Raw genomic sequence first — 16016 nt, 5'->3', positions numbered from 1 at the left:
CGTCCTCGCCGGCACCGCAGCAGGCACCACGGCCATCGGCGTGGGCCTCGGCGCCACCGTCCCGGCCGAGGCGGCGGGGCGCCGCCGCCAGGTCTTCGCCCACGGTGTCGCCTCGGGCGACCCGCACCCCCGCAGCGTGATCCTGTGGACCCGTGTCACTCCGACACCGGCGAGCCGACCCGGGTCCCGCAAGGGGCCGCGGGTGCAGGTGCGCTGGGAGGTCGCCACCGACCGTCGATTCCGCAGCGTCGTGCGCCGAGGGTCGATCACGACCGGGCCCTCCCGCGACCACACCGTCAAGATCGAGGCCGGCCGCCTCGAGCCGGCGACCGACTACTTCTACCGCTTCACGTGCCGCGGCGTGCGCTCGGCGACCGGTCGCACGCGTACGGCACCCGCACCCGACGCACGCGTGCGTCGCCTGCGCTGGGGCGTGGTGTCCTGCGCGAACCTGCAGGCGGGCTGGTTCAGTCCCTACCGCCACCTCGCCGACCGGGACGACCTCGACCTCGTGCTCCATCTCGGCGACTACCTCTACGAGTACGCCCCGGGCGAGTACGGCTACGGCAACGACCAGACCGACATCCGCTCCCACGTCCCGGCTCGGGAGATGGTCAGCCTGGCCGACTACCGGCAGCGACACGCGCAGTACAAGACCGACCGTGACCTCCAGCGTCTCCACGCTCGCTACCCGTTCGTGGTCACCTGGGACGACCACGAGACGACCAACGACGCCTGGCGCCACGGGGCCGAGAACCACCAGGCCGGTGAGGGCGCCTTCAAGCGGCGCAAGCGCCGGGCGCACCGCGCGTACGACGAATGGATGCCGGTGCGCATGGGGCGTACGGGCTCGGCCGACCTGAAGGACGGTCGCCGGCTGTTCCGTCGCCTCACCTTCGGCCGGCTGGCCGAGCTGACGATGCTGGACCTGCGTTCCTACCGGTCGCTGCAGTCCCAGACCGAGGTGAGCGACCCCGCACGCACCATCACCGGGCAGCAGCAGATGGACTTCCTGAAGGCCTCGCTCGACGAACGGCGCGCGCAGTGGAAGCTCGTCGGCAACCCCGTGATGATCACCCCGGTCGTCTTCCCGCCCCTCCCGGCCGAGCTCACCGCCCAGGTCAACGACGTCACCGGGATCCTCCCGGACAACGGGGTGCCCTACAACGTCGACCAGTGGGACGGGTACACCGCCGACCGGCGCGAGGTGCTCGAGCACATCGTGGACGAGGGCGTGAAGAACACCGTCTTCCTCTGCGGCGACATCCACTCCTCGTGGGCCAACGACGTGCCCTTGGACGCCGGCACCTACCCGCTCGAGCTCGGCCGTTCCGTGGCGAACGAGCTGGTGTGCACGTCGGTGACGAGCAACAACCTCGACGACATCACCGGTACGCCTGCAGGCACCAGCAGCCGCCTGGTCGAGACGGCGTTCAAGGTGTCCAACCGTCACGTGAAGTACCTCGACTTCGACCTGCACGGCTACTCGGTCTTCGAGGTCACCCCCGGCCACGCCCAGATGGACTACTTCGTCATCAGCGACCGTGCCGATCGCCGCGCCACCTCGCGGCTCCTCACCTCCTGCGAGATTCCCACCGACACCGCCACGGTCCGACCGGCCGCTCAACCCTTGCGGGAGCGCTGATGTGCACACACCACGACCGGTCCGGTCGGACGTGCTTCACCGATCACGGCGCTGATGCCGCAGACCTCGGTCCCGGCGAGTCACGGGCGGTGGGTCCGGGCCGACGCACCCTCCTCACCGCCGCAGGGGCCGGAGGTGCGGGGTTGCTCTTCAGCAGCATCACCTCCCCCGCCGACGCCGCCGGGCGTGCGCGCGCCGGACGGCTGAGGTCGAGACGACGCGCGTACGTCATCGTGCTCGACGGGTGCCGGCCCGACGAGATCACCTCGACGCTCATGCCGACCACGGCCCGCCTCCAGCGCAACGGCCACCGCTTCCCCAGGGCGCGGTCGATGCCGGTCATGGAGACCATCCCCAACCACGTCATGATGATGACGGGCGTACGCCCGGACCGGAACGGCGTACCGGCCAACGCCATCTACGACCGTGACGAGGGCGTCGTACGCGAGCTCGACAGGCCGAGCGACCTGCGCTTCCCGACTCTGCTGCAGCGGATGAACCGCCGTGGCTACACCACCGGCACCGTGCTGTCCAAGGACTACCTCTACGGCATCTTCGGCACCCGGGCGACCCACCGGTGGGAGCCGGCGCCGATCATCCCGGTCTCGGGTCACGCGCCCGACAACTTCACCATGGACGCGACGCTCGCGATGATCGAGGAGTTCGACCCGCACCTCGTCTTCGTGAACCTCGGCAACATCGACCGGCTCGGCCACACCGACTTCACGGGCACGTCCCTGAGGCTCGCGCGTCAGGCGGCCCTGCTGACCACGGACATGCAGGTCGCCCGCCTGGAGCGGGAGCTGAAGGGTTCGGGTCGGTGGGACGACTCCCTGCTCCTCTTCCTCGCCGACCACTCCATGGACTGGTCCCTGCCGAACAAGGTCATCACCCTCACCGACGACGTCGAGGCCGACCCGTTCCTCGCCGGCCGCACGGTCGTCGCGCAGAACGGCGGCGCAGACCTGGTGACCTGGACCGGCCCCGAGAACGCGAGAGCGCGGGCCGTACGCCGTATCATCGCCCTGGCCGAGGCCCAGGAAGGCGTGCTGCGGGCCCACGACATCCGGGCAGAGCAGCGTCGGCTCCACCTCGGTGAGCGGGGCGGTGACGTGCTCGTCTACTGCAAGGCCGGGTGGCGCTTCTCCGACCCCGACCCGTTCGCGAACCCCATCCCCGGCAACCACGGCCACCCGGCGACGCGGCCGATCCCGTTCTTCCTCTCCGGCGGGCACCCCGCGGTGCCGCGTCGACGCACCACCTCACGGCTGGTGCGCACCATCGACGTCGCGCCGACCGTCGGCGACTTCTTCGGGATGGGAGCCCCCCGCGGCGGCTACGACGGGACCTCCCGGCTGTAGACCGGGTGGTCCGCACGTCCAGAGCGGCTGGTCGAGACAGCTGCGGCGCCGCTCCGCGGCCTGTGCGCCCCATCGTCCGATTCGCACCCGGGGCCGGTGTAAAGGCAGCCTCAAGATCCGCCCGACACGGTCCGTGGACGCCGCGGACGTCGCACTCTTGTGGTGCGGCTCCTCAGGCCCCGCGGCCGCGGGTCTCGGAACCGTGCGGCAGCCGCTGCGTCACCATCCCCTCCCCGGAGACGTGGCGGCTGCCGAGGCCTCCCTTGGCAGCCGCTGTCGGCCGCTGTCAGCCGCCCGTCAGCCGCGTCAGGGCTCCTCGGGCCACCGCCGGGTCCGTGGTGCGCCAGAGCGGCGGCAACGAGGCGGCGAGGAAGGCGCCGTAGCGCTTGGTGACCACACGCGGGTCGAGGATCGCGACCATCCCACGGTCCTCCGTGGAGCGTACGAGGCGGCCCGCTCCCTGGGCGAGCAGCAGCGCGGCGTGCGTCGCGGAGACGCTCATGAAGCCGTTGCCACCCGCCTCGTCGGCGGCCTTGGCGCGGGCCGACATCAGCGGGTCGTCCGGTCGGGGGAAGGGGATGCGGTCGATGATCACCAGCGAGCACGTCTCCCCCGGTGCGTCGAATCCCTGCCACAGGCTCAGGGTGCCGAACAGCGAGGTGTGGGGGTCGGCCATGAACTGGGCACGCAGCTCCGGCAGCTGCGCCTCGCCCTGCACCAGCGTCGTCAGGTGGGGAAGACGCTCGCGCACCACCTCGGCCGCCGCCTCGGCCGCGCGGCGGGAGGAGAACAGTCCCAACGTGCGTCCCTCGGCGGTGTCGACGAGGTCCACGATCTCGTCGAGCTGCGCCGGACCGAGGCCGTCGCGCCCCGGCGGGGGCAGGTGCCGGGCGACGTAGAGGATGCCCTGGCGGGGGTAGTCGAACGGTGACCCGACGTCCACGCCCCGCCACGGCACCGGCTCGGAGGGGTCGATCTCCTCGCTGTCGCGGCGGTGCGTGACCACCAGCTCCGGCTGCTCGGTCCTGGAGTCGTCGGGCAGCTGGGTGACCTGCTCGTCGGGCACGAGGCCGACCGAGCGCGCCAGCGTGGCGAAGTCACCGCCGAGCATGAGGGTCGCCGAGGTCATCACGACGGTCTTCTCCCGCATCAGCTGGTTGCGCATCTGGCGCCACACCTGCAGCGGCGCGACGTGGAGCTGCGGGCCGCCCCGTGAGCGGTCGCGGTCGGAGACCCACAGCACGTCCGCGTCGGAGAACGCCGCCATGCGTTCGGCGTGGTCGAAGAGCTCCTGCGCCCAGGCCTTCGCCTGCTGGCGTGTCGCGTCCACCTCTCCCTCACGCTCGCGGGGGAACGCCGAGACGAGACCTCGGGCCGCGTCCCGGACGCCCGCCAAGGCGTCCAGGAGATCGTGCCCGGGCCGGTCGATGCGGCCCGCGCCCGTGGACTCCAGCACCGCGGCGAGCTCCTCGCCCGCGTCGGCCAGCAGGTCAGCGGGGTTGTCGAGGGCGCCCTCCCGGGCCTCGACGTGCTTGCGGGAACGTCGTGCCACCCGGTCGACCTCGGTCGGGCTCAGGTCGTCGGTGGATGCCTGCGTGACGCGGGCGACCAGCTCGTGCGCCTCGTCGACGACGACGGCGTCGTACTCGGGGATCATCGGGACGCCCTCGATGGCGTCGATGGCCAGCAGGGAGTGGTTGGTCACCACGACACGGGACTGCCCGGCACGCTCCTTGGCGCGCTCGGCGAAGCATTCCTCGGCGAAGGCACAGCGCGTCGCACCGAGACACTCACGGGCCGAGACCGAGACCTGTGACCAGACGCGCTCGGTGTGCCGGGGGGCGATGTCCCGCTCACCGGTGCCCTGCGTACGCGCCTGCTCCTCGACCCACTCCCGCAGCGCGAGCACCTCCGAGCCCAGCGAGCCGTCGGCCGGGACGTCGACGAGCGTGCCCTGGTCGTCGGGCACACCCTCGCGCACCCGGTGCAGGCAGGCATAGTTGGAGCGGCCCTTCAGGACCGCGTACGAGGCCCCCTTCGGCAACCGGTCGCCGGCCGCCTCGACCAGCGCGGGCAGGTCGCGCTCCACGAGCTGGTGCTGCAGCGCCAGGGTCGCCGTCGCGACGACGACCCGGCGTCCGTGCAGCAGAGAGGGCACCAGGTAGGCCAGCGACTTGCCCGTGCCCGTGCCCGCCTGCACCAGCAGGTGCTCGCCCACCGACAGGGATCGCGAGACCTCTTCGGCCATGCGCACCTGCCCGGAACGCTCGGTGCCGCCCAGCTCCTCCACCACGGCCGCGAGGAGGTCGCGCACCCGCCCCTGGCGGGCGGCCACGGTCTCGGGCCCACGCGCGTCGTCGGCGGGCACGCCGGACGGTTCGATGTCGACGGCGTCGTCCTGCTCGGTCTCGCTGGGCACACGCGAACCCTACGATCCGACCCCGACGCATCCGACCCGCCGCGGCGGGGCCTGTGGAAGGGACTGCTTGACTCCAGACGTGGGCAGACGACGCGACACCACCGAGGAGCCAGGGGACGCGTACGCCCCGAAGACGTGCGCCTCGTGCGGGCGCGAGATGACCTGGCGCAAGGCCTGGGCCAAGAACTGGGACTCGGTGCGCTACTGCTCGGACGCCTGTCGTGCCCGCAAGGTCACCGACGTCGACAAGCGGCTCGAGGCGTCGCTGCTCTCGTTGCTCGAGCGCCGCGCCCGCACCGCGACCGTCTGCCCGAGTGAGGCGGCCCGCCAGGTCGGGGGCGAGGACGAGGAGGCGTGGCGACCGCTGATGGAGCCCGCCCGTGCCGCCGCTCGTCGGCTCGTCGCGGCCGGCGAGGTGGAGATCACCCAGCGTGGTCAGGTCGTCGACCCGTCGACGGCCACGGGCCCGATCCGGGTACGCCGCGCCCGCTGAGCAGCCGGCGGCAGCCACGAGGGTCCGGGGCATGCTCGTCACCACCGACGTCGACGCCCCGGCCGAGCGCGTCTGGGAGATCCTCACGGACCTCGACGGCTCCCCCGCGCGCCTCACGGCCATCGAGTCCGTGGAGCGGCTCGACGGCGGCGGCCCCGTGCAGGTCGGCACCCGCTGGAAGGAGACGCGCCGCATGTTCGGTCAGTCGGCCACCGAGGAGATGGAGGTCGTCGCGATGGACGCGCCCCGGTCGTACACGGTCGGTGCCGAGAGCGGCGGCGCCGTCTACCGCACGGTGCTGGCCGTCGACCCGCTCGGCGAGGAGCGGTCGCGGCTGAGCATGAGCTTCGACGCCGCGCCGACCGGCCGCGTGGCCGCGGTGCTGGCCACGGTGATGTCCCCGGTGGTCTCGCGCTCGATGCGCAGGGCTCTCGCCCGCGACCTCGCCGACATCAAGGACGCCGCCGAGAGCGCCTGAAGACCGAGCCTCGGGCCTCAGGCCTCAGGCCTCGGCGACCGCGTACGCCTCGAGCTCGGCCGCGAGGTCCGGAGCCACCAGGGCGTCGACGCGGGTGCCCTCTCCGGTGTGCTCGAGAGCGCTGACCTCGCCGTGCAGGTGGATGCGGTTCAGCAGGTCGCCCCGCTCGTACGGCAGCAGGATCTCCACCGCGACGTCCGGGCGCGGCAGGTCGTGCTCGACCGCCGCCAGGGCTGCCTCGATGCCCTCGCCGGTCTTGGCCGAGACCACGACGGAGTGCGGCTCGCGCTGCAGCAGCCGAGCGACGACCAGGGGGTCCGCTACGTCGGACTTGTTGAGCACGACGAGCTCGGGCACCTTGTCGGCGCCGATGTCGGCCAGCACCTCGCGCACCGAGGCGATCTGGCCCTCGGGGTCGGGGTGGGAGGCGTCCACGACGTGCACGAGCAGGTCGGCGTCGGCGACCTCCTCCAACGTCGAGCGGAACGCCTCGACGAGCTGGTGGGGCAGGTGGCGTACGAAGCCCACGGTGTCGCTCATCGTGAACACGCGACCGTCGGAGGTCTGCGTCCGCCGGGTGGTCGGGTCCAGCGTCGCGAAGAGCGCGTCCTCGACGAGCACGCCGGCACCGGTGAGCCGGTTGAGCAGCGAGGACTTGCCGGCGTTGGTGTACCCCGCGATCGCGACGGCCGGCACGGCCTGCCGCTTGCGGCCCGAGCGCTTGGTCTCCCGCGTGACCGACATGTGCGCGAGGTCCTTGCGCAGCTTCGCGATCTTGGTGTTGATACGACGACGGTCGGTCTCGATCTTGGTCTCACCCGGACCGCGACCGCCGATGCCGGCACCGGCGGCGACGCGGCCACCGGCCTGGCGCGAGAGGTTGCCACCCCAGCCGCGCAGACGCTGCTTCATGTAGGTCAGCTGGGCCAGCTCGACCTGCGCTTGACCCTCCTTGCTCTTCGCGTGCTGGGCGAAGATGTCGAGGATCAGTGCGGTGCGGTCGACGACCTTGACCTTGAGCTTGTCCTCGAGGTTGCGCAGCTGGCTCGGGGCGAGCTCGCCGTCGCAGATGACGGTGTCCGCGCCGGTGGAGCGTACGACCTCGGCGAGCTCGGCCACCTTGCCCGACCCCACGTACGTCGCCGGGTCCGGTCGCTGCCGGCGCTGCACGAGAGCCTCGAGCACCTCCGAGCCGGCCGTCTCGGCGAGCAGGGCGAGCTCGGACATCGAGTTGTCGGCGTCGTCGGCGCTGCCCTCGGTCCAGACGCCGACGAGCACGACCCGCTCCAGACGGAGCTGCCTGTACTCGACCTCGGTGATGTCCTCGAGCTCGGTCGAGAGACCGACGACGCGTCGCAGCGAGCGACGCTCCTCGAGGTCGTAGGAGCCTGCGCTGTCGTCCTCGGCGTCCCACCCCTCGGTCTCGGCGAGCGCGCCGGAGAGGTCGTGCTGGGCACCCGCCCCGTCGCGGGCGTGGAAGTCGCCGTCCAGGCGGATCGACCCGTCGCGGGAGGACACGGCGGGGACGCGGCCGTCGCCGGCCAGGGTCTGTGCGTCGTCGTTGTCGTCGAGGGCGGCGTTGCCGCGGGTCTCAGCAGCGATCGTGATGATCCTTCGCTCGGGTGCAGGGGGTGGTGCTCAGAAGTGTCTCAGGGCAGATAACGCCCGGTCGAGGCATTTTCTTCCCCTTCGCTGGGCGAGGAGGCGAGGAACGAGCCCCCTCGGAACCATCCCTCCGCGACCAGCACGGCCGGACCGCTCATCAGGACCCGGCCTTCCCCGGTCCACTCGATCTCGAGCGTGCCGCCGGGCAGGTCGACGGTGTACGGCTCCGCACCTGCGCCCTGGCCGTCCTCGAGCGCGGTCGCCACCATGACCGCGCACGCACCGGTGCCGCACGACCACGTCTCGCCGGACCCGCGCTCGTGCACGCGCATCGCCACGTGCCGGGCACCGACCCGGCGTACGAACTCCACGTTCACGCCCTCGAAATAGACCCCGCGGTCGTAGGCGGGCTCCGCCGTCAGGGCGCCCGCGTCGGCGAGGTCAGCGACGTAGGCCACGGCGTGCGGGTTGCCCATGTCCACGTGCCGGGCGCGCAGCGCGGCGCCGGCAGCGGGGCCGTCCGCGACGGAGACGACGGAGTGCCCGAGCACCTCCGGGGCGCCCATGTCGACGGTGATCCAGGCGGCCGGGTCCCCGTCGCGCGCGGCGAACCGGAGCGTCTTGATGCCACCACGCGTACCGATCGGCAAGGGTCGGGCCGGGTCGTGCCCCTCGTGCTCGACGAGGTAGCGGCCCAGCACCCGGACCCCGTTGCCGCACATCTCCGAGACCGACCCGTCGGCGTTGCGGTAGTCCATGAACCACGTCGCCTCGTCGCGGGCGCCCACGGCCCAGGGGTCGTCGTACGCCTCGGTGCGGACGACCCGGATGACTCCGTCGGCGCCGATCCCCGCGCGTCTGTCGCACAGCTCGCGCACCAGGTCCTCGGACGGCTCACCGAGGGCTCCGTCGGGGTCGGGGAGCAGCACGAAGTCGTTGCGGGTGCCGTGGCCCTTGAGGAACCGCAGGCCGTGTCGGATCTGCTCGCCACCGGTGGTCTCGGACACGGCTCGGAGTCTACGGGCGTGGGCGCGCGCGGACCTCGCTAGATTGACCTCGTGCTGCGCAACGCTCTGATGGGTCACCTGTGGCCACAGGTGCGTCGCGCTCTGCTCGGACTTCTCGGCCTGCAGGTCGCCCTGGCCCTCATCCTGACCCTCGTCGACTCCTGGCGGCGGCGCGGTCGCAGGCCCAAGCCCTTCCCTCGCGTCGATCCCGTCTCGGCGCAGGTCGGCGGCTCGGAGCTGACCGTCTACACCTACGGCGAGGACCTGTACGGCGACATGCTCGCCGCCATCGAGAGCGCCCGCGAGACGGTGCTGATCGAGTCCTACATCTGGAAGGGCGACACGCTCGGGGAGAAGTTCCGCGACGCCTTGGCGCGCGCGACCGAGCGGGGCGTCGAGGTGTACGCGGCGTACGACGGCTTCGCCAACCTCGTGGTGCGGCGCAGCTTCTTCGCGAACTTCCCCCCCGATGTGCGCCTGCACCGTGTGCCGGTCTACAACGCCGGGTGGCGGTTCTGGGACCTGCGTCGCTACGGGCGGAACCACCGCAAGATCCTCGTGGTCGACAACGAGGTCGGCTTCGTGGGTGGCTACAACATCGGCACCGCGTTCGCGACGCAGTGGCGTGACACGCACGTACGCCTCACCGGTCCCGCGGTGACCGACCTGACCAGGGCCTTCGCCGACCTGTGGAACATCTCGAAGGAGGGTCGCCGCGACCCGCTGCGGTTCCGGTCGACCCGGGAGTGGGAGCCGCGGGTGCGGGTGCACCGCAACGTGCCGCGCACGTGGGTCTTCCCGATCCGCGGCATGTACCTGGAGGCGATCAATCGCGCCGAGCGCAGCCTGTGGATGACGCACGCGTACTTCACTCCCGACGACGACTTCGTTGCCGCCCTGACCGACGCGGCCCGACGCGGTGTCGACGTGCGCCTGCTGCTCCCGCGTACGTCGAACCACGTCGTCGCCGACTGGATCAGCCGTGGGTACTTCGACCGCATGCTGCGGCACGGCATCCGCGTGTTCCGCTACGAGGGCGCGATGGTGCACGCCAAGACCGCGACGGCCGACGGGCGCTGGGCCACGGTGGGCACGGCCAACATCGACCGTCTCTCGATGAGCGGCAACTACGAGATCAACCTCGAGATCATCGACGAGGGGTTCGCCGAGACGATGGAGAAGGTGTTCCTCACCGACCTCGGCAACTGCAGCGAGCTGTCGTTGAACGACTGGCGCGAGCGAGGGCCGGAGCGGCGCTTCACCGAGGCCGTGCTGCGGCCGTTGCGCCGCATCCTCTGATCAGGCGTACCGCCCCGGTGTCGACGGGTAGTGCGTCGGCAGACTCATCCGCGCGCCTCTCCGCGGTCGATGCAACCCCGCGGCCTCGACGAGCCGTTGCACCCGGCCCCGGTGCGGCCTGAAGGGCTCGAGAAGCACGGCGAGCCCGTCGTCGTCGAGGTCGTCCTCGCACTTGGTCAGCGCCCAACCGATGTTCTTCGCGACGTGGTAGTCGTAGAAGCTGACCGCATCGGCGTGGCCGTGGGCGCGTTGACGCACCTCGGCGGAGGTCCACACCCCGATCCCGCGGATGCTGCGGAGCCGCCGGTCGACCTCGTCGGCGCTCAGTCCGACGGTGCGCTCGAGGGCGTCGGCCACGCGCGCGGCCGTCACGGCCGTGCGCGCGCGGGCCGGGTCGACGTGCAGGCGTGTCCACTCCCAGCTCGGCAGCATGCGGACGACCTCGGCAGTCGGCGGCACGTGGAGCCGCAGCGAGGAGTCGGGGGCGCCGGCCGGGCCCGGTGCGGGCTCGCCGTGCCGGTAGACCAGCGCCCGGTAGCTGCCGAAGGACTCCTTGCCGGTGACCTTCTGCTCGAGGATCGAGGGCAGCAGGCTCGACCAGACCTGGTCGGAGGCGCCGAAGCGGATGCTCGGGAAGCGCCGCCACAGGTCGGCGACCACGTCGTGCCGCTCGGCCCTGAACGAGGTGACGTCGTCGTCGCAGCCGAGCATGCGCGGCAGCCGGTCGAGGGCCCACTCGGCGCCCGGACCCCACGCGCGTGCGTGCACCTCGCCGGCACCGGCGCCCGACCCGGCACGCTGGGAGACGGCGAGCGTGGTGTCTCCTGCCTGCGTACGCATCCCGCGCCAGTGGGTGCCCGCGTCGTCGATGCGATAGGTCGGATCGCCGGAGCCGCGGCGGTGCACGCGCAGCGTCTGCGGCATATTGCACGGGAAGTCAGGGCGCCAGGTGCGCTCCCTCGCCGCCTCGTGTGCCACGGGCCCAGGCTACGGATCGCGTCCACCGGGCACGGTGCAGACGTGCTCCTCACCGATCTCGTCGACACGTCCGCCGTCGTCTCCGCGACCCGCTCACGACTGGCGAAGACCGCGGCGGTCGCCGAGCTGCTCGCCGCCGCAGAGGTCACCGAGCTCGAGGTCGTGGTGTCCTACCTCTCGGGGTCGCTCACGCAGCGGCGTACGGGACTCGGGTGGAAGGGGGTCGTCGACCTTCCTCCACCCTCCGTGGAGCCCGAGCTGGAAGTGGCCGAGGTGGACGCGGTGTTCGAGGAGATCTCGACCGTGTCCGGCACCGGTTCCCAGGCCCGCCGGCGGGCGTTGGTCGACGACCTCTTCGGTCGCGCGACCACGCAGGAGCAGCGACTGCTGCGGGGCCTGGTCACCGGCGAGCTGCGTCAGGGCGCACAGGAGGGCACCGTCGTGGAGGCCATCGCGAAAGCCTCCGACGTGCCGGCAGCAAGCGTCCGCCGCGCGGTCATGCTCGGCGGATCGCTCGGCCCGGTGGCTGTCGCGGCGCGTACCGGTGGGGTGGAGGCCCTGGAGGAGTTCTCGCTTAAGCTGATGCGGCCGGTCCGCCCGATGCTCGCCGCCTCTGCCGCGACCGTCGAGGAGGCTGCCGCGAACCATCCCGGCGAGGACCAGGTCTGGGACACCAAGCTCGACGGCATCCGCATCCAGGTGCACCTAGATCGAGCAGCGGACCAGCACGTACGCATCTGGACGCGTTCTCTCGACGAGATCACCTCGCGCCTCCCGGAGGTGGTCGAGCTGGTGCTGTCGTTGCCCGCCGAGCGGCTCGTGGTGGACGGTGAGGCCATCGCCCTCGACGACGGGGGTCGACCTCGGCCGTTCCAGGAGACGGCGTCGCGCACGGCGACACGGTCGCCGGCGAGCGCCGAGGAGGTGCCGGTGACCGCGTTCTTCTACGACATCCTCCACGCGGACGGTCGAGACCTGCTCGACGAGCCGCTGGCCACGAGGTTGACCGAGCTCGACCGGGTGGTCCCGGAGGACTCGCGTACGCGGCGACTCGTCACGGCCGACAGCGGAGCGGCACAGGACTTCTTCGACGACCTCGTCGCACGCGGCCACGAGGGCGTGATCGTCAAGCGGCCGGAGTCGGCGTACGAGGCGGGGCGGCGTGGATCGGGCTGGGTGAAAGTGAAGCCGGTGCACACCCTCGACCTCGTGGTGATCGCGGTGGAGTGGGGCTCGGGACGGCGCCGGGGAAAGCTGTCGAACCTGCACCTCGCGGTGCGCGACGCCGACTCCCCCACCGGCCTGACGATGGTGGGCAAGACGTTCAAGGGGATGACGGACGAGATGCTGGCCTGGCAGACCGAGCGGTTCCTCGCGCTTGAGACAGGGCGGGACGGCCACGTCGTGCACGTGCGCCCGGAGCAGGTGGTCGAGATCGCGTACGACGGGGTGCAGACCTCGACCCGCTACCCCGGCGGCGTGGCGCTGCGGTTCGCGCGGGTGCTGCGCTACCGCGACGACAAGACGCCCGAGCAGGCCGACGTGCTCGACGCCCTTGCAGCCGGTCTCTGACCGAGTCGTGCCTGTGTCGACGACCTGGGGCTCGTCCTCGCACGCACGACATGCATCGACGGGACAGCTTCACGAACCCGCGCGCGCTTACGGGCCACGCCATGCTCGTAAGGGGGCGTACGCCGCACGACCTCTTCGAGCCGAAGCGCCGCCTGCGAAGGCTCGCGGCCGCGTGACAGTTCGCGATGCTCGGCCCACGGGACGGGTATGGGTTGCCGCATGTCAGTCTCGGAGAGCCGGTGGTCCAACAAGCAGCGCGAGTACCCGGCGGCGGTCTACCTGCTGCTGGGGGCGGCGTTCGCAGCAGCCGGGGTCTCGCTGCTCACCGCGGGCTACGACCCCGACACGGCCAAGGGTGAGAGCCTCCCCTTCATCTTTCTCGCGGTCGGTCTGCTAGTGATATTCGGCGGTCTGCGCGAGTGGCGCCGCACGGGATCGCCACTCAGGAGGCGCGTGAAATCCGCGGAGGAGATCCGCGAGGACCAAGCCCGTGCCCGATCTCATCGACGTGCTCAGTACTGGCGCCTCGCGCTCACCGTCGTCGTCGTGGGCGTCGCGGTCGTCCTGGCCGCGAGTGGAGTCCTGTGAGCTCCGACGACGGCCTGGGCCCGCGGTGTGCACCCGTCCGCCCTCGGCAACGTGTTCTTCGCAGGCCTGCTCGGCATGGGCGCCTGAGCCATCTGGGGTGACACTGCTGCTGGTCGTCCTCCAGATCGGCGCGTTCGCCGCTCTGCAGGAGTGACGCGCAAGGCGACGCGGCTCACATGTAACTCGCAGTTGCACATCTCGTACAGTGACCCTCGTGACCTCGACCCGCGCCTCACGCTCGGACGGTCGCCGCACCGCGGTGGCCGCCCGCCGCCGTGAGCGCGAGGCAGAGATCATCCAGGCGACACGCGCTCTCTTCGACCGCCAGCGCTCCGGCGAAGCCCAGATCGGCGAGATCGCCGAGGCCACCGGTCACAACCGCGCGATCCTCTACCGCCACTTCACGGGCAAGGAGGAGCTGGTCGCGCTGACGCTGGTGGACTACCTCGACGAGCTGAAGCAGCGCCTCGACACGGTCACCGGCGCCACCCCCACCGAGCGCGTCGCCCGCCTCACGGAGACCTTCGTCGACTTCGGCATGGAGTTCCCGGCCTTCGTCGACTGCGCGTACGCCCTCATGCGTCGCCCCGGGCCCGAGCTGCTCGACGAGATCTCCGAGAGCGCGATGCTGCGGCTGGGCCGCGCCATCTCGGCCTGCCTCGGCGTCCCCCGCCGCACGCTGCACGAGGGCAACGCGACCGGCGAGTTCGCCGTCGAGGACCCCGACCTGCTCTCCAACACCCTGTACGCCGTGCAGCTCGGCGGCATGCAGCTCGCCCGGGTGGGGCTCGCCGTCACCGAGGGCGGAGCCGGCGCGCCCGGGGTGGCGTCCGTGTCTCCTGAACAGGTGCGGGAGCACCTGGTCGCCAGCGCCCTTGCGATGGCGACGAACGGCGTACGGACCTAGTCCAGCAGATCACAGCACCCAGACGTCGTCGAGGGCCGTACGCAGCAGGTCGCAGTCGAGCTCGATGATGCGGTGGAGCGGCAGCGCCTCGCACTCGAGCCGGATACGCAGGGCCCTCACGTCATCCGGCACCGGCAGCATCCACGAACCGTTCGCCGTCGTCGCCGTGAACCCGGCGCTGTCCGAGACGATCTGCCCGCTCGAGGAGCGTAGTTCGACCCCATCGACCACGGCGACCACGTCGATAGGCAGCCGCGGCGCCATGCCCAGGTCTTCGAGTTCGTCGTCGTTGAAGGCGCCGTCGGGGTGGGCGAACCACGGCACGCGCTCGGACACCGTCAACCTCACGCTCGTCTGGAACGACAGCGCCCCGCGCCAGCGACGGAACCCGTCGAGCCACAGCACGGTGTCCCGGTCCGGAGTGATGCGCACCTGGATCGGGAGCTGCGACGGCACCTGGCGTCGGGTCGGGACGGCGATCGCTTCGTAGAGCGCCGCCCCCGACAGCGGCTCGCCCTCAAGCACCGGAGATGACCGAGTCCGGGGTGACCGCCTCCATCCCGTGGGCCTCCCCCACCGCCAGGTTCGTCAACACGCCGTCGTGCGAGCTCAGCCCTTTCAGCAACGCGTCATCGGCGGCACAAGCCTGCTCCCACCCCTTGTCGGCGACGGCCACGACGTACGGCAGCGTCGCGTTCGTCAGCGCGTACGTCGACGTGCGCGGCACCGCGCCCGGCATGTTCGCCACGCAGTAGAAGATCGAGTCCGCCACCGTGAAGGTCGGGTCGTCGTGCGTCGTCGGTCGCGTCGACTCGAAGCAGCCGCCCTGGTCGACGGCGATGTCGACCAGCACCGACCCGGGCTTCATCTTCGCGACCAGCTCGTCGGAGACCAGCGTCGGCGCCTTGGCCCCGGGCAGCAGGACCGCGCCGATCACCATGTCGGCGCCCATCACCTGCTCCTCGATCGTCAGCGACGAGGAGTGCAGGCCCTTCACGGCGTTGCCGTAGCGCCAGAACGTCATGCGCAGCTTGTCGAGGTCGGTGTCGAGGATCGTCACGTCGGCACCCATGCCGAAGGCGATGTTGGCGGCGTTCTGACCGGAGGTGCCGCCGCCGATGACGACGACCTTCGCGCTCTGCACACCACCGATGGCGCCCATCAGCACCCCGCGGCCACCCTGGGCCCGCATCAGCGTGTGCGCGCCGACCTGGGGCGCGAGGCATCCGGCGACCTCGCTCATCGGGTACAGCAGCGGCAGAGCCCCGGAGTCCAGCTGCACGGTCTCGTACGCGATCGAGGTGCACCCGGAGTCCAGCAGCCGATCGGTCAGCGGCTTGTCGGCGGCCAGGTGCAGGTAGGTGAACAGGGTCAGGCCCTCACGGAGCATCGGGTACTCCGACTCGACCGGCTCCTTCACCTTCAGCACCGTCGAGGCGTCCCCCCACACGTCCTCGGCGGTGGGCACGATCTGGCCGCCCGCCTCGACGTACTCGGCGTCGGTGATCTGCGACCCGAGGCCCGCACCCTCCTGTACGAGCACCTCGTGGCCGTGGTCCACGAGCGCGCGTACGCCGATCGGTGTCAGGGCCACCCGCCCCTCGCCGCTCTTGACCTCCGTGGGGACCCCGATGCGCGTCATCGCAGCAGCCTAGGGAGTTACC

The 16016-nt window shown here is 71.4% G+C and carries 14 protein-coding genes; 8 read left to right on the top strand and 6 right to left on the bottom strand.

The window, feature by feature from the left end; all coding sequences use genetic code 11:
• Positions 1 to 40 precede the first annotated feature (40 nt).
• Positions 41 to 1645 (top strand): alkaline phosphatase D family protein, encoded by a 1605-nt coding sequence (locus KLP28_15360; GenBank protein QWC87023.1) that lies wholly within the window; start codon positions 41 to 43, stop codon positions 1643 to 1645.
• Positions 1645 to 3006, top strand: coding sequence for an alkaline phosphatase family protein (locus KLP28_15355; GenBank protein QWC84903.1), 1362 nt, complete (start codon positions 1645 to 1647; stop codon positions 3004 to 3006). The genes KLP28_15360 and KLP28_15355 overlap by 1 nt, the downstream gene beginning before the upstream one ends.
• A 286-nt stretch (positions 3007 to 3292) precedes the next feature.
• Here the strand turns inward: KLP28_15355 and KLP28_15350 are convergent, their stop codons facing one another.
• Positions 3293 to 5254 carry an ATP-dependent DNA helicase gene (locus KLP28_15350; GenBank protein QWC87022.1) on the bottom strand — a complete coding sequence of 654 codons (1962 nt, stop codon included), beginning with the start codon at positions 5252 to 5254 and terminating at the stop codon, positions 3293 to 3295.
• Between the two features lie 250 nt (positions 5255 to 5504).
• Between KLP28_15350 and KLP28_15345 the strand changes: the two genes are divergently transcribed.
• Positions 5505 to 5918, top strand: a complete 414-nt coding sequence (locus KLP28_15345; protein QWC84902.1) for a DUF2256 and DUF3253 domain-containing protein — start codon at positions 5505 to 5507, stop codon at positions 5916 to 5918.
• Positions 5919 to 5949: 31 nt separating this feature from the next.
• A complete protein-coding gene (locus KLP28_15340) occupies positions 5950 to 6396 on the top strand; it encodes an SRPBCC family protein (protein ID QWC84901.1) in 447 nt (148 codons plus the stop codon).
• Positions 6397 to 6420: 24 nt separating this feature from the next.
• Here the strand turns inward: KLP28_15340 and hflX are convergent, their stop codons facing one another.
• A complete protein-coding gene (hflX, locus tag KLP28_15335) occupies positions 6421 to 7893 on the bottom strand; it encodes a GTPase HflX (GenBank protein QWC87021.1) in 1473 nt (490 codons plus the stop codon).
• Between the two features lie 152 nt (positions 7894 to 8045).
• A complete protein-coding gene (gene dapF, locus KLP28_15330) occupies positions 8046 to 8969 on the bottom strand; it encodes a diaminopimelate epimerase (protein QWC87020.1) in 924 nt (307 codons plus the stop codon).
• A 108-nt stretch (positions 8970 to 9077) separates the two neighbouring features.
• Here dapF and KLP28_15325 point away from each other — a divergent pair, with 108 nt between their 5' ends.
• On the top strand, positions 9078 to 10307 hold the full coding sequence (locus tag KLP28_15325) for a phosphatidylserine/phosphatidylglycerophosphate/cardiolipin synthase family protein (GenBank protein QWC87019.1): 1230 nt from the start codon (positions 9078 to 9080) through the stop codon (positions 10305 to 10307).
• Here the strand turns inward: KLP28_15325 and KLP28_15320 are convergent, their stop codons facing one another.
• Positions 10308 to 11231: a DNA-3-methyladenine glycosylase 2 family protein gene (locus tag KLP28_15320; protein QWC84900.1), complete on the bottom strand. Its 924-nt coding sequence runs from the start codon at positions 11229 to 11231 to the stop codon at positions 10308 to 10310. It lies immediately after the preceding gene.
• 96 nt (positions 11232 to 11327) lie between these two features.
• Between KLP28_15320 and KLP28_15315 the strand changes: the two genes are divergently transcribed.
• The 3 genes from KLP28_15315 (at position 11328) to KLP28_15305 (ending at position 14352) form a co-directional block, all read left to right on the top strand.
• Positions 11328 to 12857: an ATP-dependent DNA ligase gene (locus KLP28_15315; protein ID QWC84899.1), complete on the top strand. Its 1530-nt coding sequence runs from the start codon at positions 11328 to 11330 to the stop codon at positions 12855 to 12857.
• Between the two features lie 219 nt (positions 12858 to 13076).
• Entirely contained in the window at positions 13077 to 13445 is a 369-nt protein-coding gene (locus KLP28_15310; protein QWC84898.1) for a hypothetical protein, read from the top strand.
• Positions 13446 to 13659: 214 nt separating this feature from the next.
• On the top strand, positions 13660 to 14352 hold the full coding sequence (locus KLP28_15305; GenBank protein QWC84897.1) for a TetR/AcrR family transcriptional regulator: 693 nt from the start codon (positions 13660 to 13662) through the stop codon (positions 14350 to 14352).
• Between the two features lie 9 nt (positions 14353 to 14361).
• Here KLP28_15305 and KLP28_15300 read toward each other — a convergent pair whose 3' ends face one another.
• Positions 14362 to 14877 (bottom strand): hypothetical protein, encoded by a 516-nt coding sequence (locus tag KLP28_15300; GenBank protein QWC84896.1) that lies wholly within the window; start codon positions 14875 to 14877, stop codon positions 14362 to 14364.
• Positions 14870 to 15994 carry an alanine dehydrogenase gene (gene ald / locus KLP28_15295; protein QWC84895.1) on the bottom strand — a complete coding sequence of 375 codons (1125 nt, stop codon included), beginning with the start codon at positions 15992 to 15994 and terminating at the stop codon, positions 14870 to 14872. Before ald ends, KLP28_15300 begins: the two co-directional genes overlap by 8 nt.
• Positions 15995 to 16016: the final 22 nt, after the last annotated feature.

The sequence above is a fragment of the Nocardioidaceae bacterium genome, assembly GCA_018672315.1.
In the GTDB taxonomy this organism is placed as follows: domain Bacteria; phylum Actinomycetota; class Actinomycetes; order Propionibacteriales; family Nocardioidaceae; genus TYQ2.
The sequence above is the reverse complement of the archived record's forward strand: the minus strand, read 5'-3'. Positions and strand labels throughout refer to the sequence as shown.